Below are 20,250 nucleotides of genomic sequence, written 5' to 3'. Positions count from 1 at the left end.
TATCCAGCTAGTCATGCCCAATCAAGTGCTTATAATTAGTCACATAGAGCTAGGTACGTCAAAATTAAGTACGCCGAACAAAGTACGTCGAATTAGGCATGGCAAGCTAAGCATGGCGAACAGTCTATCAAAAGCCGTTTTGTAGCGAAAAAGGAACCAGCAGGTGCGTACTCGTCCCAAAGTATTTCCATTATTCAATTGCATTCGCCCTGTAAGCTTGGGGCTGGCAAGCTTAATGCTCAGCGGCTGCTTTTATGCCAACACCTCTCAAGCGCCGATCGCCACGACCTATCCCTATACCGAACAGCAGCGTATGCAGGCTGCTCACCACTGGGATGTGCTGGCCCGCCATGAAGCTACCAGCATTTTGCAACGCGAGCGCGTTCGCAATCGCGATTTACACATAAGCGAACCCGACAATGAAGCACTGCACGCCTACAGCGGCGGTGAATTTGGACGCGGCTTTCGCGCGTTGCTGACCAGCGAGCTGGTCTCACGGGGCGCTAATCTCACCACAGTCCCCACTGCAAACAGTGCCAATATTACCTTTGATGTCGAAGTCGTCGAACACCGGGATCGTGGTTTTATCCGCCCCCCTGTCGGTGCTTTTACCGCTCTCACCGCGGGTATCGCCGTGGCCACCATTCCCTATAACCAGTGGGCCGAACCGGCTCTGGGGTTAATCCCTGCAGGCATGCTTGCCGATACCACCAGCGGTAGCTGGACACACACCGGTGACGAAGAGATCATCGTGACCACACAAATCATCGATGGCGAACGAATTCTCTACTCTTCATCCAACATTTACTACATCAATGCCGGTGATCGTCGTCAATACGCCCCTCACCGCGTGCCTCAGGCACCTACCACACCCTCCGTTCCCCTTACTGATACGTGGTAACTTCATGTTGATGACACTTTTAATGACTTGGCGCACTCACAATATCAGCCATGCTACCCGTGGGATGGCCATGGGCATAACGCTACTGTTACTGGCTGGCTGCAGCGCGCTGGGCAATGCTAACAACACAACCGCCGAACCGGAACCCGATCTCTCGGAATTGGTTCATGCAGCCGCTGAGCAGATGGTTGCCAGTAATCCTGAGCTCACACGCTATAGTCCCATGATTGCCGCTACCTTTGTCAGCATCGATAATTTAAGCCAATCCTCCACGCTGGGGCGCATGAGCTCAGAAATTATGGCATCAGCGCTATCCCGTCAGGGCATGCAAGTGCGCGAAGTTAAAATGCGTGACAGCATGTTCATCGAAGAGAGCGTGGGCGAACTGATTCTTTCACGGCAAGTTCAGCGTTTAACCGCTCAGCACAACGCCCGATCAATATTGATGGGCACCTATGCACAGGGCCAAGACTACGTCTATGTAAGTGCTAGGGTGGTGCGGGCAGGTGATGCGATGGTACTGGGCAGCGCCGATTTCCGCTTGCCGCTCAATAACAACACCCGCAGCTTGTTAGAGGGTCAGGGGGGGTGGTGAGCACTCACAATTTTTTTGGCAAGCTCACGCTTAACTTGTAGGGGTGGGCGATTCAATCAATCTATATCCTTGGGCAATGGCAAACGAATGGCAGGTATTGGCGGGCACTTAAACGATGGGTTGCAACTTCGACCCTCCAGAGATTCTGATCACCTTTTTCTTGAAGCGCTTTATCGTGATATTCGGCAAGATCTACAACTTGCGTTGGCTGATCAAGATGTCATTGAGGCCTTGCTTGAGATGCAGGTAAAGGCGCAAGCGGTTGGTTATGGAACCGCTTACCCCAATGCTTTGTATTATATCGTCGAAAAACAGGGCGAGCGGATCGGCCGTGTCACCGTAGACTTCGGTGCCAACGAAGTGCATATCCTCGACCTCGCGCTGATCAAGAGGGCACGAAACAAGGGCTATGGCGCTGTTGTTCTTAGGGCAGTCCAATCAGCAGGGGCTCAAGTGATGAGCCCCGTTTCCCTTTCCGTAGACCCATTGAATATTTATGCCAAACAGCTTTACCAGCAGCTAGGGTTCCGCTTTGAAAGATTAATGGGGGCAGTAGAACGCTGGGTCTGGTATCCGCAAACACCCTAGCCAACTAATATTAGTTAAAAACCAGTTGATACCAGGGCCGTGGGACGCCACCCATTGGGGGTAATACACGGTTAATGTAGACGCCTTCCAGCGTAGCCTCATCGCCTAACCGCAAAACTCCAGTAGCGCTGGTAACACTAGTCTCATTTTGTTGTCCAGAAAGTAGAACACAGAAGGGTTCTCGCACTTCGACTGAGCCCGGCACTAGGCAGTCGGGACGGCTTGTGACTTGCTCAACCGTTAACTGCATAGAAAGCGTTGGGGTTGCCTCAAACACACACACTTTTCCCTGTAGCGGCTGAAAATCCGCCGCCGTAATGGTGCCTAACATCATGACTCCTCAGTGGGTGGCCGAGCTCTTATGCACTCGGCCACCACTCGTTGCTTTATGGGCGGGATGGATAGATACCCTGTAGTGCAATACTAAAGTTCAGGGCCAAATAAGGGTTCATGACGCTAAACGATTGATTCCCACCGCTACTGCCCGTTTGGCCATTGCCTAATTCAACCGTGCCAGAGGGAGTACCACGGAAGTAATTATTCACAGAGCTGAGACCTGATTTTCCACTGGCTAGGTAATCCCCTGCGGCAGGGGTGGCTTGATTGGCGCCATCCGGCGTAGTTATTGCCCCTGCGGCATGGGTATGTTGAGGCATTTCATTGATAGTCAGTGTGCGATGTTCCACCCCATCCTGCTCACCGATAGTGACATTTGGCATCCCCGCTCCCTGACCTTGCCCCCTGGGCATTCGCCCCTGCAAATCTGGCAGGTTAAAGGTAGTTTGACCGTTGCCGCCATAAACAACTCCAAGCAAAGAGTAGAGGGCAGTATATTGTGCAATAGATAGCTGGGCACCATTGCACAGTGCCCAGTCCACCGGTGCCCATGCAAAGCCTAACATTCTGATTTCCCCAACAAATGGATCCATAAAGCACTCCTTGTTACTGTTTTAATTAAGATGCCTTTAATACAGGTATCACTTAATGCTTATGGCGGCTACTCCACCATTAGCGGCGGCGCATGAGCAGAGTATCCTGCTGCACGCTCTAGTAACAATAAACTCATTAAACCTAGTAGTAAAATCTTGCACATACTTAGGCCAAGGACCATAATCCTAGTACTTGTCTAGCAAGCTCCTTAATGAACCTAGACTATTTTTTCGGTATAAAAAATCAAGAAAACTGTGCAAGCAGAGAATAAAAGCTAAATAAAACTCTACAAGCAGAGAACAAAAGCTAAATAAAACTCTACAAGCAGAGAACAAAAGCTAAATAAAACTCTACAAGCAGAGAATAAAAGCTTAGATAAACAGAACCTTAGGGCTCTTCACAAACTAGAGAGTGTGCTCTTTATGGTTAACCCCACCCGCCAAACGCACCCAAGCCAACCAACTGGCCGGAACGAAATCATCTTCGTCGACCCAAACGTTGACGATTATCAGACGCTGCTTAAAAGTGTGCCCGTGGATACCGAGGTCATACTGTTAGACCCTAACACCAGCGGCATTGAACAAATCGCCCAAGCGTTAGCACAGCGCAGCGAACTTGACGCTATCCATCTGATTTCCCACGGCAGCGAAGGGCGTATAGCGCTGGGCAGCAGCACACTGGATAGCGAAACCCTGCCGAGTTATGCCAGCTTCCTGGAACAGTGGGGCGAAGCATTGGGACCAAACGGCGACATTCTTATTTACGGCTGTGATGTTGGTGCTGGCGAAAAGGGCCAGCAGTTTGTGGAGGCACTAGCAAAGGTAACCGGAGCAGACGTAGCAGCTTCCGATGACTTAACCGGAGCCAGCAACCTTGGCGGAGACTGGGAACTAGAGCAACAAGAAGGCCTGATTGAGACATATGTATTGTCGCCACCTCCTGGGCTTTTTCAATCGACCTTGGCAATATCTAATGAGAATTTTGATAGTGTTGGCCTTCTCATTGAAGACCCTGTTACATCAATAACCGTTGGGGCTTGGACGTTCGCAATGGATGGTGCTGACCAAATAGCCACCCCCAATGCCTCAGAAGCACTCCACAACTTGAATAACTCAGGCGATCCTAATGATCGAATAATACTGCTAAATAACGCTAATTCAACTATTCGCGAATTTAGCTTTTCTTCGAGCGACGGGTCTGAATTTGATCTTGCCTCTGTTGCAATTGGCATAACCGAGGCAACGACTAATCCTGTCGCCATTATCCAGGGTTTCCGTGACGGAGCCGCAGTAACTTCTGCAGAATCACTTGACTTTACGGCTTCCGACACATTTGGGGATGCCTATTATACTTTCAACGCTACTACTGCTGGTGGTTCTTTCGGAAGAATAGATTTTCAGTCCGGCTATGACAACGTTGATGAGGTTCGGGTTACTTTTAACTCGCAGGTCATTCTTGAGATAGACGATCTTGTCGCATCACCGGCTATCACGAACAGTAGCCCTATTTTTGAAAATACGGCTCCCGGGAATCTATCTATTGATGAAACGTTCGCCAACGTCTCTTTTGTCATTCACGATGTGAATGCCAACAATGGAGATGGAGGCGCCACTGATAGTGTTACTTATTCCATCATTGGTGGAACCGGCCAAACATTATTTAGTATCGATGATAGTACTGGCGAGATTCGTCTAACTGCCACCGGTGCATCAGCGCTCGATTATGAAACTGCCACTAGCTATACCTTAACGGTGCAGGCCGATGACGGTGAAGGCAGCAGCAATACCGCCACGCAAAACATCACCATTTCGGTTAACGATATCGCCCCGTCCATCACAGCCGGCCAATCCTTTAGCGTTAACGAGAGCGATACCAACAGCACTTCCCTGGGCACTGTCGCTACCACGGGCGACGACAACTCAGTGAGCTACTCCATCGAATCCGGCAACACTGGCAACGCCTTCTCTATCGATGCTTCAACGGGCGAAATCACCCTCAACGATACCAGCCAGCTCGACGCCAGCGTGACCGGCAGCTATACACTCAGCGTACAAGCCACCGATGGTACGACCCCCTCAACGGAAAATATTACTATTAATGTGGTCGATAACGTAGCCCCTAGCGTTACTGGCATTGCGCCCAGCGGCTCGCCCACTGCCAATGCCACCTCGATGGACTTCACCGTTACCTTTAGTGAAAGCGTCAGTAATGTCTCTGCCGACGATTTCACCCTCACCTCCACCGGTACGGCATCTGGCACTATTAGTGCGGTTGCTGGCAGCGGTAACAGCTATACCATCAGTGTCACGGGTATTAGTGGTGAAGGCAGCTTACGCCTGGATCTTAACGATGGCACCGATATCGACGATGGGGCCACCCATGCCCCGGCAGGCTACACCAGCGGCACGGTCCACAGCGTTGACCTGGTGAAACCGGGCGTCACTAACGTGACCTCCTCGACGGCCGATGGGACATATAAAGTGGGTGACATCATCAATATTTCGCTGGAGTTTAGCGAAGCCGTCACCGTGACCGGAACGCCGCAACTAACGCTGGAAACAGGCGCAACTGACCGTGTTGTTAATTATACCGCTGGCTCCGGCACGAACACGTTAACGTTTACGTACACCGTTCAGGCGGGTGATGAGTCTACTGACTTAGCGCTAAAGGATCCTGAGATTGTCCTTAACGGCGGAACTATACGGGACGCTGCAGGCAACGATGCGGTGGTTACCCTACCCTCACTGGGCGATGCTCACTCTTTGAGTAGCAATAAAGATATCGTGATCGATGCCGTAGTGCCCAGCGTTTCCAGCATTGCTCTCAGCGGTTCGCCGGAGGCCAATGCTTCCTCAGTAGATTACACCGTCACCTTTAGCGAAAACGTCAGCGGTGTCACTACCGATGATTTTACCCTCACCACTCTCAGCGGCAACGCGTTGGGCACTATCTCGGCCATCTCTGGTACCGGTAGTAGCTACACCGTCACCGTAGACACACTCACTGGCGACGGCACTCTGCGCCTTGACCTCAACAGCAATACGAACGTACAGGACGCTGCGGGGAATATAGCAGCCGCCTATACCAGCGGTTCGGCACACGGCGTTGATCGAGTGAAACCGAGTGTGACCAACATCACCTCAGCGAATGCCGACGGTACTTATAAAGCGGGCGACACAGTTAACATCACCTTAGCCTTCAGTGAAGCCGTGACGGTCAGCGGTACACCGCAGTTGACGCTGGAAACCGGGGCAGCGGATCGCACCATAGATTATGTGGCCGGCTCAGGTACCGACACGCTGACGTTTGCTTATACCGTTCAGGCGGGGGACGAGTCCAGTGACCTGGCACTGACCGACGCCGGAATCATCTTCAATGGCGGCTCAATTCGCGATGCAGCAGGCAACGACAGTGAACTTACCCTGCCCACACCGGGTACCGCCAACTCGCTGAGCGCCAACAAGAACATCATCATTGATGCCGTCGCCCCCGTCATCACGAGCGTTTCTATACCCAATAGCAGCCATAAAATCGGCGATACTGTGACCGTTGTTATTACCGCGGGCGAGGCTGGCTTGTCGCTGGACGCCGGTACGGTGAACGGGGTAGCGGTCACCGATTTTACCGATCAGGGCGGCGGCAGCTATACCGCCACTTACACGGTACAGGAGGGGGATACCTCGCGCGCTCCAGGCGACGATATTCCCGTTGACTTTGTGCTGTCCGATGCGGCAGGCAATAGCTCTAGTGCTTACACCACTGCTATCAGCCAGAGCAGTGATGCCATAGACACTGTTCGCCCGAGCCTGGATGGCGCTATCATACCCTCGCTAACGATCATCACTGACGACCAGATCGGCAGTGGGCGCTTTACCCTTACGCTGAGCTTCAACGAAGCGATGAATACGGGCGTTGCCCCGACCATCACCTTCCCAACAGAAGACCCCACGAATACGCTTACCTTTAACGTCGGCAGTTGGGCGGATGCGACGACCTATATTGCCACCTTTGACACTGCCGATGCCAATGAAGTAATTAATCACGTGGACGTGCGCGTCAGCGATGCTCAGGATGCCGCAGGTAATACGCTGACAGCCGTAACGCAAAGCGATCTTTTCAGCGTAGTGACCGCCACCAGCCCGGTTATTCAGACGATCTCCTCCCCCACCGCCGATGGCACCTTTGCGGTCGGCAGCAGCATTGATATCACCGTAGTATTTGATAAAGCGGTCGACTTTGTTGCCAACGGCGGCGCACTGGCAGCCACGCTTAACACTGGGGCAACGATACTTCTCACCAGTAGCGACGCCGCTAATCAAACGCAGTTTAGTGGCCGTTATACGGTGCTAGAGGGTGAGACGGACACCGATGGGCTTAACGTCACCTCGCTAAACTTGACGGGTGGCGCCACACTGGTTTCCCACGATAACGGCATCTCGGCGAACCTGGATACACTACCCAGCGGTCAAAATCTTGCCGACAATACGGATTTTTCGGTTGATGCCAATTCTCCCACGACTGCTTCAGCACCCACGTTAGCGGCAGATTCCGATAGCGGCGTGAGCGATAGTGACAATATCACCAATAACAATACACCCACCCTGACCGGCGCGGGAGTTGAGGCAGGAGCAACCCTTACGGTACGTGTCGACGGCATTAGCGTAGGTAGCACCACTGCCAATACCAGCGGTGACTGGGCCTTCACTCTGGCGGAGGGCGATCTAAGCGAAGGCATTAACACAATCAATACGATTGTTAGTGATAGCGCAGGCAATACCAGCAGCGCATCTGCAGATCTTGCGCTAACCCTGGATACTACCGCCCCCACTGCCAATGACGACATGACCGCCACCGTACGCGAAGATGCAGGGGAGACCCTACTGACCAGCGTTAACGGAGAAGGTGATAAGCTAATCGATAACGACACAGGCGCTGACGATACAGCCCCGGTGACCGCTGTGAATAATCGCACCGATGCACTGGGCAACGCGGTGGTGGGTAGCAACGGTGGACGCTTTATCGTCAATGCCGATGGCACGGCCAGCTTCGATCCCAATGGCGAGTTTGAAGCCCTTGCCCACGGCGAAACACTTACCACCAGCGTGACCATCGATGTTCAAGATGCTGCGGGCAATGTCAGTTCTTCTTCTCTAACGGTGGCAGTGGAAGGGGTTAACAATGCACCGACCATCGCCACCAACACAGGCCCCAGCGTACAAGCCGGCCATAGCGTCACATTAACGACGGCCAACCTGAATGAAGGCGATCCAGATGATGCTGGCGATGAGCTCACTTATACACTGAACACCCTGCCAACGTCCGGTACGTTATTGCTCGATGGTACCGCCTTAGCCGTGGGCGAGACGTTTACGCAACAAGACATCGACAATGGCTTGGTGACATTTACCGCGGGCAGCAGTGCGGGCAATGCCAGCTTTGACTTTACCCTGGCTGATGGCGGTGAGGATGGTGTGGAAAGTGTCCCCGGTACTTTGACCTTTACGGTGGAAGCAGCACCGGTGCCAGAACCTGAGCCTGAGCCCGAACCTGAGCCCGAACCTGAGCCTGAGCCTGAACCTGAACCGGAGCCTGAACCGGAGCCTGAACCTGAGCCGGAGCCTGAACCGGAGCCGGAGCCAGAGCCGGAGCCAGAACCGGAGCCAGAACCGGAGCCTGAACCTGAACCGGAGCCAGAACCAGAGCCTGAGCCGGAGCCTGAGCCAATCGAGCTCGTTAACTTTGTTGATATATTCACTGCAAAGGGATGGGAATTACCCTCTGAGCTATTGGAACAATTGCGTAATACCAGCACCCTTGTGCGTTACCCTGAGTTGGATACGGTGCTGACCCCCATCATCCGTTTGTACAACGGAATCCTTGATCGTGTTGCTGAGCGGGAAGGCTTGGAGTACTGGGTAACGCAACAAAATACTGGAGGCAGCTTCAACACCATTGTTGAAGACTTTATGTTAGCGGAAGAGACCGTCGCCGCGTTGCAATCCATGGGCAGCGATAATGCCACCTTTGTGGAGACGCTGTATCAAGCCGCGCTGGGCCGCGCGGCGGATGAAAGAGGCCGCGATTACTGGTTGGAGGTCTTGCTGGACAGCAATGGGGATCGTAGCGAAGTCGCCCGTTGGTTTGTCCAGTCAGAGGAGTATATCAACGCCAACGCCCCTTTCGTTAACGGCAATAAACTGCTGGCCTGGGGTGTGAATCTTGAACAAATGGAAATGCGCTCGCTGGGGTTTAATACCGGCATATCGGTAGATCAAGAGCCGTTGGCCGAGACATTGGTGCGACTCTATAGCGGCTTAGTAGGTGAAGCGCCCGATGAAGCAGCATTTAATGAATGGCTGGAGAGTGGCCAAGCGCCAGAAGCGTTAGCGGAGAGCCTGCTGGAAAACGAAGACTTGCTAACCACCGGCGAACCGATAGATTTTGAGGCATTAATCGATACGCTTTATGAGCGGGTGCTAAATCGCTCACCGGACACCGCAGGTGAGCAGTATTGGGAAGAGGTGTTGCAAAACGGTGATGCCAATCTGATTGAAATGGTGCTGGCATTTACTGAATCCGACGAGCACCAGCAACTCAGCCGTTCAGAGGTGGACAATTACCTTGATGCGGCCAACCTGGTAGGCGTAGAAACCGACCTTGAGTCGTATCTATTTGGCTAGGGCTTTGAGCTAAACCAACGGCACCGCAAGCAACTGGCGGTGCCGACTTCCTCCTATCGCTCAATAACAGCACCCACAGTTTGTTAGAGTGCCAGGGGGGGTGAGGTAATAAAAAGCTTCCCCTGCTCAAACTCAGAGCTGATGGGGAAGCTTTTTTGATACTCAATGCTAATCGTCTACAGGCTGATCCTTAAGCCACTTGCAATTCTTGCGGAAGAGGCTCAGAGGTGCCAATAATGGGCGTACTTTCCATCAGCGTATCCAGCCCTGCGACTATCTCACCTTGATGAGATTCTTCGCTCTCGCCAGCCCATTCGATCTCTTCAGCGTAAATCTCGTCAAATTCAATTCGCTCACCGCGCTCAGGTATCAGTGTTGCCAAAGCAGGGTCAATGCTATCAAAACTGTTTTGCCCCATAGCTTCTACGACACCGAGCATACTCAGTACGCCCTCAAGCACTACGGCGCTAGAAACCGCATCAAAGTCTAGCTCTAGTCCTTCCAGCGCTTTTAAGCTCAACTCCTCCAAACCACGCTGCTCAATGAGGAGCGTAGGTACACCATCAATAGCAATTCCATTGCGTGCTATTTGAGGCGTGTCGCCACCGGGAAACAGCGACAAGTAGCCATAATCAAAATCATCGAGCCCTTGTGATATAGCTACCGCTGCTTGCTGTGCTGTTGCAGTAATAGCAGGATCGACGTCATCATTGGTCGGCCACAAGATTGATATCGTTTCGAGATCTCCTGACTCGTTGATGTAGTTATTCTGGTTATGGTAATCAAGAATTAGTTCAGGTTGAGTCGCTTCAATCACCTGCCTAACAGCGGTAGTTTCTGGAATTAATGTTGCATCAATAACTTCACTAGAATCCCATGTACGGTTGAGGTCAATATCTTCAGAATTGCGTCGGGGATCGATGGTTGTTTCGGGATCTAACTCACCTGCCACGAGACCCTCCCACCGCTCAAAACCATCAGGGTTGACTCTTGGCATCACGGTCAACGTCACTTGCTCACGTAAGGCTTGTGCAGCTTCGCTATCACCGCTTAGCCACTCTAGCAAATGCATGGCCGCCTCAGTCCCGGTGGGCTCATCACCATGCTGTTGCGTCACGATCATTAACTTGCGCGGCCCTTCGCCTACCGTAGCACTGTACAACGGCCTGCCTTCCACAGACTCCCCGGCCTGCTCTAAGCTCAACGTATCATAGGTGGCATCTAGTGTTTCTAGGTCTTGATAAAGCTGCTCATTGCTCCGAAAGCCATCTTGCACAAGAGCGCGCTCTGCATCGTAACTATCAGCATCAACACTGGATGAGTAAAAATTAGCAATAGAGGCATAGGCCTCAAGCGCCTCTGCATCCGTTGCGCTAGCACCTGCGATAAAACCCTGTAACAACGCTTGTTGGGTTTGGCCAGAACTAGCCTGCTCTACCCAATATTCAATGCCCTCGGCCTCGGCCTCTCGAGCAAACAGGCTTTGATAAACCTCGTTTACCCAGCCGTTATCTTCCAGTTCTGCCAGCTCAGTGCGCCTCGCTTGGTACTCCTCAGACTGCAGCATGAGGGCCATGACGCCTTCCAAGTCTACAGAGCCACTTTCGACCTGTTCTAACCAGTAATTAAATCCATCTGGGTCAGCCGCACGTCCTAAGATACCTAAATAAAGCGTTTGTAGATTTTTTTCAATGGAGAGGGTTGTCATATTTAATGCCTCCAGGCATCACTGCATATCGTTCCCTGTATTGTCGGTGGAGCGTCACTCACGATGCTATCAAGCGGACACCCATCAATATTGATAGCGCCCTTAGTAAGCACCTTTATAATTTTCACGCAGAAGGCTGAGAACAGCAGCCATCTTTTTCACACCTCCTTAATCAATAGAGACAAGCCCCCTATTTGTCAATATTTACACACCGATCATGTATTGGATGATGCCTGGATAGATGGTTTTCGTTCGCCAACCGATTACGCATAAAAAAGCCAGTCAACCTTAGTCAACTGGCTCTAGACAAGATATCACTGTCTGACCACTAATTACCTTTAATGTGTCTTTTGTTGCTCCGGAAGCTCAGCTTTTAAAGCACGCGCATAGGCTGTACGAGCCGTTTGGGCAATCGCCAGTTGCTGGTTCAAGCGCTGAATCTCCTGATCGGTCACGCGCAGATTGAGTACCTGGTTGCGGGCATTTTCAGACAGATCTGCAACATTGTACTCACTGCCGTCAATAGTGACTGTTTGCTCTTTATCCTTCGCCATATATGGCTCCTTTTTGGGTAATCATGAAATTCGAGGTGAATTATTACAGGTGCGAGCGTAAATGTCGAAAACACTACACATCAAGAAAGCGTTCCACTACGCTGCTTTGGTGGCAAGCGCGGATAACAGTCCTTCAATATCAGCCGTCGATGGCAACGCCTGTGATGAACGACTCGGATGACGTAACGAAAACTCTTTCAGTATTTTGGCAGGCAGGGCTGCATCCAGTGTCGGCACGCCTACACGCCAGACCACATGCCTTTTGGTTGAGTGAGTGTCCACTTCAACCACCCCCCAGCCCACCACCCCATGGCCTTTCACGTAACATAGCACTCGATCGCCTTGCCGAAAATGGCTAGTCGATTCAAATGCGTCCAGGCCTAATGACGGGGTGCTGAGAGGCCAGTGCTTTTGAGCCCATGCTTTTGAAACACTTTGCCAGAAGTATCGGGTGGTTTCGGCTGCGGTAGGCTGCCGGCGCGGATCAGGCAAGGCATCCTTCAGCAGCAATTGATAATGTTCACGAGCAACATAGTGATGTGCCAACCGTTGTTGAAGCTCTGCGATGTGCGCATCTACAAGGCTTAAATTTATCAGCTGTTTACGCGCTTTGGCACTTAACCCCCATGTGGGGTAGCGACGCCCTTCAATAACGATGCTTTTCGGTAATTTCGCCATCACTTCCCAATCTCGTCGCCTAAAACCAACGCGGCATTGTACTCAATTCGACCAGTACGGTAAAAAGATTCGTTATACACCTCTGACGTCAGTCGGTAGGATTCATTCAATCTCTGTATTTCTAGCCCAATAGATATGTCTCAATATCCTCCGGCACCCCAATAAGTGCCTGCGCGTAATACTCCTGCACATATGAATCAACATTTGGTTGGGTTGATTTGATGTATTCATCAGAATTTGTAAATGCCAGCACCAAATCACCCTCCCCCAGTGCCTCTTGTTGCAGCTGAGACTGCCAATAGGCCGCTCCCTCTGCGTCTGGGGCACGTCCTAAAACCTGTTCATAGAGGGAGTCGACCAGCGCCTCTGCCGTAGGCTTAGCTTGGGTATCCGAAAACTCACTGCTTGCAAAGAAGTCAGCAGCGATAGACGTAAGTGATTTGCCACTTGCTAACGCTTCAAGCCAATAGTCAAAGCCTTCCTCATCGGGCTCCCTCCCCAGCACACCGGCATACAAACGTACCAATGCAGTAGCCGACTCTTCCTCAGCTGCCGTCGGTCGACTGTCAAACCCTAGCGCCTCCGGGTCTAACGCCTGTAAATCAACATCCCACAATAACAGTTTTGCACCCTGAACTAGAGAATAGCTACTGGCCACATACTCTGCCGAGTTGGTAAACGCTAACGTAATATCTGCCAGCTCTACTTGACCACCTGCAAGCTGTTCTAACCAGTATGCCTGACCCGCTGAATCCGGATCGCGGCCAAGGACACTGCTATAAAGCGCCTCAATACGCCCCTGCGTTCCACCGCCCAGCTGGTCTGCCAAGTAAGTAAACTCTTCCGACACCACAAAACTATCCGCCAAAACGCGTAAGCTACTTCCCGCATTGAATTGTGATACCCAATACTCAACACCTTCTTTATCCGGCTCTCGCCCTAGCAGACCTGTATAGAGTCGTAGCACTGGATCGATAGTGCTTTCTAAACCAGGGTAGCGAAGTAGCTCATCTCGACTTTTCAGCGCTTGATCAAGCGTCTCAGACCACTCCCAACCCGCTGCAGCTAGCAGGGATTCAAACGTCTCCACATAAGACGCGCTATCCTCAGCGTCTTGGCTTGGCAGTGGAGAAATCAAGCCGTCATTGCCTTTAATCCATTGATTAAGCGTTGCTAAGTGAGCACTCACATCAGCCGCCCATTCATCAGTCGAAACGGCGCCTACTACCACTGGGCCGTCACTTGATGAGTACCATACTGGCCCACCGCTATTACCTGGATTAATTTCAAAGTTCTTGAGGTCTATTAAGTCATAACCAGGCATAAGTGTTGTGGCGCTATTGTCTTCCATGAGCCTTGGGCCACTGGCATCACGATATACGCCGGGATAACCTGTCACACGATAGGTCTCTCCATAGGCATAATCGCCCAATGAAAACCAACCAATATCATCACCAATGGCATCACCTAACGAGACTAAAGCAAGGTCATACTCGCTTTCGGACGGTGACAAAAACCCTGGTTCTTCAACATCTAACTCATAATAATTAAGCCCAGCCGCTTGAAAGGTGCCATAAGGGCGTGCCCCACCATCGCGGCCAAACTCCACTTCTACATCAGTAGCAGCCCCTAATACGGGATCATAAAGCACATGGGCAGCCGTCAGTACATCGTTACGACCGACCAACGTACCTGAGCCTGAGACCCGTGTACCATCATGAAAGGTAGCTTCTAAGTAAGCCACGGCTGAGAAAGGAAAGGTATTGCTATCAGTACCAACATAACGGGTCATGGATAAACCTCTTTAACAAGCCAGTAATGGCTTACCTTATAAAGCAACATTGGACTGCTAAGAGTATTTTCTACGCTGCGAGATGCCGCCTCATAACTTTTCGTTAAAAGCCAATAAAATTTTTCTGATATTCTCGGAATGAGCTTAATTATTCATCGCAACCCAATTATGCTGTTATCCCATGCTGGGCATTACCAACATTGTATCTTTGCGTGTCTATAATTGACAAAACTTTAGCTGTATAGCATACATTGTTTGAATGTCTAATAAGTAAACTCAAACAATGCAGAAACAAGCGTATACAATTAAATTACTAACCAAAATCGAATTGCAGATCATCGCTATCGTCTGCAAATAATTCATCGACTGATTCAGTCACGCCTATTTTGGCATGCAGTGCAGCACGCTGTGCCAACTGGTCATGCTGCGCCATGGAAAACATCTGACCATAGGCTACCGCCAAAGGCACTCCTTGCAGTTGATGCAACTGCTGCGCTGTCAATCTATTCAGGGCCTCCTCTTCGACTTTATAAAGCCCTTTAATGCCTGGCCCGTCTTCAGTAGTTTGCCATGGCTTCAAGATACCCTGCTCAGCAAGTGTCTGGCAGGCAGTGTCAGTAAGGCGACGGTTCTTAGCGCACTCACCAACGAAGTCGAGCTGCCGCTTTACCGTCTCTGTCAGCTCTCCCTGCTCATCGAACAGTGGCTCCCCCCCTTGTTGTAACAGATGATCAGCATGGACTTGCAGCACCATTTCATCTGAGTCCTGCCGCCTCTCTACTGCAAAAGGATAACCACGAAAATGGGCGGGTACATACGTCCCTAGCCAACGACCATCCTCGGGGTGGATATAGTGGTGTGAATGCGCTGCTCGACCAAGCAACGCAACAAGATGATAGCGCTCTTCACGCTTAATAAAACCCATAACGAACTGCGTCAAAGCCTGTCGCAGTTCTCCTGCCAGAATCGGTGCGACTGCCTGATCCGCGGTGAACCGATAGTTCTGGCGCGGCGAATAACGCATAGATGCATGCTTTTGACGCGATAAAGTAACCCAATTTGACATGCTATCTCCTTTACAAGAAAACCCCGATCCAAGGATCGGGGTTCAGTTTATCCCATACGTATATCAACAAAGATATAACGTTTAGGAACCAGATGTCGGTACAAGACCGACACCTGGAGTGCGTCCGCTATTACGCAAGGTTAACAGCAGAAGCATCGATTTCGTTACCGAAATCAACGATACCAACCAGCGACGCATCAGTGAACTCGTTGGCGGTATTGGCGTCGTTGACACCAGAACCGGTCAGTTCGAACACTTTGTATTCGCCAGCGTTGTTATCGTTCTCGATCATCACTACAGATTTAACGGTGTTGCCAACAAGACCAGCAACATTAGCCGCTACGTCGAGAGTACCGTCACCAATGTTGGCGTAATCAGAGCTGTTACCGTTCTGAATAGCTGCTAACAGGTTATCCGCAGTCAGGCCACCCCAAGTTTCACCATCCTGAGCGGCAAAGCTGTTAATGGTGATGACGTTGTTAGCAGTTACGGTAGCACCACCGTTAACACCGGTGGTAACGAACGTATCGCGTGACTCCGTAGAAGTGCTGCCGCCTTGGAACTGTTCGTTGCCCAGATAGGCAGTAAAGTCCAGGATATCAGCACCAGTGCTAGCAGAATCAGCGTCAAAGTTAACAACGGTATTACGACCAAAGTCTTCTTCGAAAACGATAGTCTCGTTGCTCTCGCCGTTTGTTGACAGAACGATAACGTCGCTACCAACGCCAGCATTGATCTCATTACCGGTGTTATCAGCAGTAGAGGCCGTACCGGTCAAAGCGCCACCAAAGTTCACTGAGTCAGCCTGAACGCCACCACCAGTACCGATACCGTTAATACCGTGAGCAGCGCTGGTAGAGCCATTCAATACGGCTTGAAGGTTAGCGTCAGTGCCGTCAAAGTTAGAGTCATTAGACTCTTCACGGATGGCAGACTCGAGACGACCTTTAGCCGAATCACTCATGCCGCTTACGCCAGCAGGTGACAAGGTGATTTGCAGATCATCGGCTTCAAACTGGCCATCAACCTGTGAACGGATCACGAGGCTGTTGTCTGGGCCGTTTTCAGCAACCAGCAGTTTGCTAAGCACTTTATGGTTGTTAACAACCTGTGCAATTGCTGCATTGATATCACGCTGATCACCAAAAACGCGGTCACCCAGGATATCGTTCAGGTTGATGATACCTTCGAAACCATTGTCGAAAGAATCAGCTGCAGCAGAAGTTACTGCACCACCAAGGCTAGCACCGGCCAGTGTTACAGTCAGTTGAGCGCCGTAAAGCACAGCAGGAATATCGTTGCCAGCAGGCGTGGCTTGACCAGAGGAGAGGCCAGCCGCGTTGCCGCGTAGATCTTCAAATGCAGTGTTCTGGGTGTTAACCAACCACGTGGCACCAAAATCACTGTTCTGTTGAGACAAACCGCTGTTGTCACTGTAGATGGTGTCATTACCAGCGCCAGTACTGATCAACACACCGCCTGCACCTTCAGTCCAAACAACGTCATCGCCTGCACCAGTATTGACCACAACGTTCTGCTGCAGATCTTGCTGGTTAGGAATATTGTTGCCCATGGTGTTGAAAGCGGTGGTATGAACAGTGTCATTACCAGCACCGGTATTGATGCCCAGCGAGAAGCCGTTGAACTCAGCAGCTTTGTCGAGGGAGTAATCTACTGTGATGGTGTCGTTGCTTGCACCAGTATTGTAGACATGAGCCTTGTTTTCAGCGTTCGGAGCCCAATCACCGTTTTCCAACGGATTACCGGCTTCCAGACCAGCCTGACCAGCAACAGACAGATTTTGGCCTTCAAAAGCAGTAGCGTCGAAGTTGTAGACATTGCCTACGTTTTCGATAGACAGGTCGCCTTGCGCCGCACCAGAAGTTACTTCGATTTGTTCGAAAGCAACAAGAGCTTCTTGATCAAGAGCTCCAAGACCAAACATGCCATGTGCAGAAAGGACATCGCTAACCTTACTGCTACGATCAACTTCCAGGTTCAGCTTCTCAATAGATTGCTGAGAGTTGGACATACCACCGATGATGGCATCGCCAGCTGTGGAGCCACGACCAGCGTTGTCGAGAATCAGGTTGGTTTCGATCAAGGTAGTGCTGACGTCCGGCTCAACCGGCTGTGCAGTACCGGCTACCAGGAATTCATCGTCAACAGACTCAACACTGTTGTAGTCGAAGCTAACGTTAGAGAAAGCGTTACCTTCCGGATCGGTAACCAGGATTTCCTGGGCAGTGAACGGCAGGTTCACAGTGTTACCGGCTACGGTTACTTGGTTGTAAGGGTTAGCCAGTTCAACGCTGTAACCGTTAAGACCCAGCTCGTCCAACTGTGCTTTTACAGCTTCTTGCAAGCCAGCATAAGTGCCGTCAGTAGAGCGCACGTCTTCTAGAACATAGTTTTCACCATCAACGCTGAAGCCGATAGTCAGTTCAACGTTAGCCAGCGGCGTCTCAGGCGTTGCGGTGGTCACGTCAGCAACGCGAACCATCAGTTGAGAGTTGCTCTGCTGCGGGCCCTCGCTAGTCAGCGAGTTGGTGTCAAACGCCGCGCGCAGGCTAGATTCAGTATCGACGCTGCGCATACCAAAAGTGATGTCTTTGGTGACAGACAGTTTGCTACCCAGACGCACGTCATCAATGAAGAGGCCTTCACGATCACTGTTATCGGTCCAGAACTCTTCAACGCTGTCCATACGACCAGCATCCAGAGTCACACCACCCAGTGCTTCAATGTGTGTTTCTTCAACATTTGTGGTGCGCGGTGCAACGTAAAGAGTACCTACGCCATCAGCTTCAACACGCTGATCGTTGATCAGACTCGCTTCGATCTTGTCGCGACCAGCGCCACCATCAAGAATATCACCAGTAGACAGTGCGTTAGAAACCGCGCCATTCTGGTTTTGGCCAACCAAGCCTACAAATTCGTCATCTGCGTCAGTACCAGTGACAACGTCACGACCTTCAGTCAGGACGAACGTTTCGCCAGGATTAGAAGGCTCAGTCGGCTCTTCAATATCGGCTAAGTCAGAAGCAACTTGGTCATCAAACGCAGCGCGGTCTTCAGTTGAAGCAGCATTAATGAATAACTGCTGAAGTTCGCTTGCAGGAACGGAAGAACCATCGCCATCGACCCAATATTCTAGGCCAGCTTCTTCAGGCTCACGACCAAACATATTCTGGTAAATAGCAGTTACCAGCTCTTCACGGGTACGGTCACCGTAAAGTTCAACGTATTCTGGCTGATTGTCATTGGCTAGGTTAGCGCGCAGCTCAGACTCGCTAACGTCTTGCTCCTGCCAATATTCCAAACCTTCGCGATCAACAGGACGACCAAGGTAGGCCGTATAAAGCTGCTGAATTTGAGTATCTGATAAAGCCATTGATGTAACTCCGTGTTTAAGTGTCGAATCGACATTAGCCGCGTTTAATCCTGTATGGAACGCGCGGCCGTGAGCGAGGCCTCGCTCCAGAGATCAGGGTTGATGGTAGCCATCAACACTAATGCTCATCCCTTGCGTTTCGGTTTAGGTTCCGCCTTTTTTGGTGAATACCCAACACCGTTACAAATATTTAGCTGCTACGTTGTACCCGCAGCCCCTAAGGTAAGTCAATAGCATGAGCTTAGTAAAAAAACATCGTCAGGCGCAACGTATGATTTGGCGGGGCTTGTAGCCATGTTAGCCCGCACCTGCCAATTTGCTTTTAGGCGAACCCTAACAATGTTTTCGTTATCCCTCGCTCACCCTATTCTATTAACTTAGCATTGCCCAAGCTTGCCATAGTTCATGGCTATTGCCAATAAAAAACAGCGTTTCCTCTTATAGTACTATCCGCTTCTCTGTCCCTCAGCAGGTGCTGCCTCTAACATCGCAGCAAGCGTTTCATCCAGAGAGAAGCGCTTCAAGTCTGGCACCCATGCATCTAAGCGCTGAGTAGAGGCCTTCAACTCGGGTATCTCATTGCTTCGAACAAAAGCAGGGTTTACCTTCACTTCCAACGGATGCTCGCCCAAAATTTGCAGTTTATGGATCAACATTTTCAGCGATACGGCTTCTCCACTACCCACATTAATGATGCTGCCGCTTATTGCCTGAGTTGGCCAGTGATTTAGTAACCGATGGTAAACAGCCACTATGTCCCGTACATCGCTAAAGTCGCGGCTTACTTGGATATTGCCCAGCTCAATCACGTTTGCCCGCTGTTTAATATGCTGAACAATCTTAGGCACTAAAAAATGCTCAGCCTGCCCGGGGCCAGTATAATTAAACGGCCTGGCAATAATAATTGGCAACCGCTCGGCGTAAGTGCGAGCGATGTACTCCATTGCCATCTTGGAGTTGGCGTAGTGGTTAACCGGTGCGGGAGGGACATTTTCATCAATGACAGCTTGGCCGTTCGCCCCGTAAACGTTGGCGCTACTGGCCAGTAAAGTTTGAGGCGGCTCTGACAGCTTGCCAAGAGCTTGAAGCAAGGCTTCAGTACCCAGAACATTCACACGGTAAAAGTCCAGCGGCGTAGGATGCCCCACAAACGAAAGCGCCGCCAAGTGGTAAACCTGCTGCGGAGCTATGCTGCTGACCAGCGCGCTTAAAGCCCCTTGGTCGTTTATATCGATGCGGTGGGTTTCATCTGCCCCGCAAGGCTGGCTTGCCAGAGCCACCACACGGTGGCCCTGATGTTTTAAGTGAGCAATAAGGTGGCGGCCGGTAAAGCCGCTACCGCCGGTTACCAGGCAGGTAGACAT

13 protein-coding genes are annotated in these 20,250 nt (G+C 51.1%); 4 read left to right on the top strand and 9 right to left on the bottom strand.

Annotated elements, in window-relative coordinates; translation table 11 throughout:
* Positions 1 to 235 precede the first annotated feature (235 nt).
* The 3 genes from JI62_RS16620 to JI62_RS16610 all read left to right on the top strand — a co-directional run bounded on the left by JI62_RS16620 (position 236) and on the right by JI62_RS16610 (position 2,084).
* A complete protein-coding gene (locus JI62_RS16620; protein WP_430750725.1) occupies positions 236 to 901 on the top strand; it encodes a hypothetical protein in 666 nt (221 codons plus the stop codon).
* Positions 902 to 923: 22 nt separating this feature from the next.
* The gene (locus JI62_RS16615) at positions 924 to 1,496 is read left to right on the top strand and encodes a FlgO family outer membrane protein (protein ID WP_240513273.1); all 573 of its coding nucleotides are present in this window, start codon (positions 924 to 926) and stop codon (positions 1,494 to 1,496) included.
* Between the two features lie 87 nt (positions 1,497 to 1,583).
* Complete coding sequence (locus JI62_RS16610; RefSeq protein ID WP_240513272.1) at positions 1,584 to 2,084, top strand: GNAT family N-acetyltransferase; 501 nt, start codon at positions 1,584 to 1,586, stop codon at positions 2,082 to 2,084.
* A gap of 10 nt (positions 2,085 to 2,094) precedes the next feature.
* Here the strand turns inward: JI62_RS16610 and JI62_RS16605 are convergent, their stop codons facing one another.
* Positions 2,095 to 2,415: a hypothetical protein gene (locus tag JI62_RS16605; RefSeq protein WP_088701197.1), complete on the bottom strand. Its 321-nt coding sequence runs from the start codon at positions 2,413 to 2,415 to the stop codon at positions 2,095 to 2,097.
* Between the two features lie 55 nt (positions 2,416 to 2,470).
* The gene (locus JI62_RS16600; RefSeq protein WP_088701196.1) at positions 2,471 to 3,013 is read right to left on the bottom strand and encodes a phage tail protein; all 543 of its coding nucleotides are present in this window, start codon (positions 3,011 to 3,013) and stop codon (positions 2,471 to 2,473) included.
* A gap of 423 nt (positions 3,014 to 3,436) precedes the next feature.
* Here JI62_RS16600 and JI62_RS16595 point away from each other — a divergent pair, with 423 nt between their 5' ends.
* Positions 3,437 to 9,694, top strand: coding sequence for a DUF4347 domain-containing protein (locus JI62_RS16595; protein ID WP_088701195.1), 6,258 nt, complete (start codon positions 3,437 to 3,439; stop codon positions 9,692 to 9,694).
* 190 nt (positions 9,695 to 9,884) lie between these two features.
* Here the strand turns inward: JI62_RS16595 and JI62_RS16590 are convergent, their stop codons facing one another.
* The 7 genes from JI62_RS16590 to JI62_RS16560 all read right to left on the bottom strand — a co-directional run bounded on the left by JI62_RS16590 (position 9,885) and on the right by JI62_RS16560 (position 20,250).
* The gene (locus tag JI62_RS16590; RefSeq protein ID WP_088701194.1) at positions 9,885 to 11,402 is read right to left on the bottom strand and encodes a M14 family zinc carboxypeptidase; all 1,518 of its coding nucleotides are present in this window, start codon (positions 11,400 to 11,402) and stop codon (positions 9,885 to 9,887) included.
* A 338-nt stretch (positions 11,403 to 11,740) separates the two neighbouring features.
* Positions 11,741 to 11,956, bottom strand: a complete 216-nt coding sequence (locus JI62_RS16585; protein WP_088701193.1) for a DUF6447 family protein — start codon at positions 11,954 to 11,956, stop codon at positions 11,741 to 11,743.
* 96 nt (positions 11,957 to 12,052) lie between these two features.
* The gene (locus JI62_RS16580; protein WP_170938572.1) at positions 12,053 to 12,637 is read right to left on the bottom strand and encodes a hypothetical protein; all 585 of its coding nucleotides are present in this window, start codon (positions 12,635 to 12,637) and stop codon (positions 12,053 to 12,055) included.
* 118 nt (positions 12,638 to 12,755) lie between these two features.
* Complete coding sequence (locus JI62_RS16575; RefSeq protein WP_088701191.1) at positions 12,756 to 14,426, bottom strand: DUF4214 domain-containing protein; 1,671 nt, start codon at positions 14,424 to 14,426, stop codon at positions 12,756 to 12,758.
* A 313-nt stretch (positions 14,427 to 14,739) separates the two neighbouring features.
* On the bottom strand, positions 14,740 to 15,492 hold the full coding sequence (locus JI62_RS16570) for a SapC family protein (RefSeq protein WP_088701190.1): 753 nt from the start codon (positions 15,490 to 15,492) through the stop codon (positions 14,740 to 14,742).
* Between the two features lie 130 nt (positions 15,493 to 15,622).
* Complete coding sequence (locus tag JI62_RS16565; protein WP_088701189.1) at positions 15,623 to 18,886, bottom strand: DUF4214 domain-containing protein; 3,264 nt, start codon at positions 18,884 to 18,886, stop codon at positions 15,623 to 15,625.
* Between the two features lie 446 nt (positions 18,887 to 19,332).
* Positions 19,333 to 20,250 carry an NAD-dependent epimerase/dehydratase family protein gene (locus tag JI62_RS16560; protein ID WP_088701188.1) on the bottom strand — a complete coding sequence of 306 codons (918 nt, stop codon included), beginning with the start codon at positions 20,248 to 20,250 and terminating at the stop codon, positions 19,333 to 19,335.

Source organism: Halomonas campaniensis (assembly GCF_002211105.1).
GTDB classification, from domain to species: Bacteria; Pseudomonadota; Gammaproteobacteria; order Pseudomonadales; family Halomonadaceae; genus Vreelandella; species Vreelandella campaniensis_A.
The sequence above is the reverse complement of the archived record's forward strand: the minus strand, read 5'-3'. Positions and strand labels throughout refer to the sequence as shown.

Bases quoted from the DNA above. Each gene is read 5' to 3' on its own strand.
- JI62_RS16620 (WP_430750725.1), top strand. From the start codon at position 236: ATGCTCAGCGGCTGCTTTTATGCCAACACCTCTCAAGCGCCGATCGCC.
- JI62_RS16615 (WP_240513273.1), top strand. From the start codon at position 924: ATGACTTGGCGCACTCACAATATCAGCCATGCTACCCGTGGGATGGCC.
- JI62_RS16610 (WP_240513272.1), top strand. From the start codon at position 1,584: ATGGCAGGTATTGGCGGGCACTTAAACGATGGGTTGCAACTTCGACCC.
- JI62_RS16605 (WP_088701197.1), bottom strand. From the start codon at position 2,415: ATGTTAGGCACCATTACGGCGGCGGATTTTCAGCCGCTACAGGGAAAA.
- JI62_RS16600 (WP_088701196.1), bottom strand. From the start codon at position 3,013: ATGGATCCATTTGTTGGGGAAATCAGAATGTTAGGCTTTGCATGGGCA.
- JI62_RS16595 (WP_088701195.1), top strand. From the start codon at position 3,437: ATGGTTAACCCCACCCGCCAAACGCACCCAAGCCAACCAACTGGCCGG.
- JI62_RS16590 (WP_088701194.1), bottom strand. From the start codon at position 11,402: ATGACAACCCTCTCCATTGAAAAAAATCTACAAACGCTTTATTTAGGT.
- JI62_RS16585 (WP_088701193.1), bottom strand. From the start codon at position 11,956: ATGGCGAAGGATAAAGAGCAAACAGTCACTATTGACGGCAGTGAGTAC.
- JI62_RS16575 (WP_088701191.1), bottom strand. From the start codon at position 14,426: ATGACCCGTTATGTTGGTACTGATAGCAATACCTTTCCTTTCTCAGCC.
- JI62_RS16570 (WP_088701190.1), bottom strand. From the start codon at position 15,492: ATGTCAAATTGGGTTACTTTATCGCGTCAAAAGCATGCATCTATGCGT.
- JI62_RS16565 (WP_088701189.1), bottom strand. From the start codon at position 18,886: ATGGCTTTATCAGATACTCAAATTCAGCAGCTTTATACGGCCTACCTT.
- JI62_RS16560 (WP_088701188.1), bottom strand. From the start codon at position 20,250: ATGTCTACCTGCCTGGTAACCGGCGGTAGCGGCTTTACCGGCCGCCAC.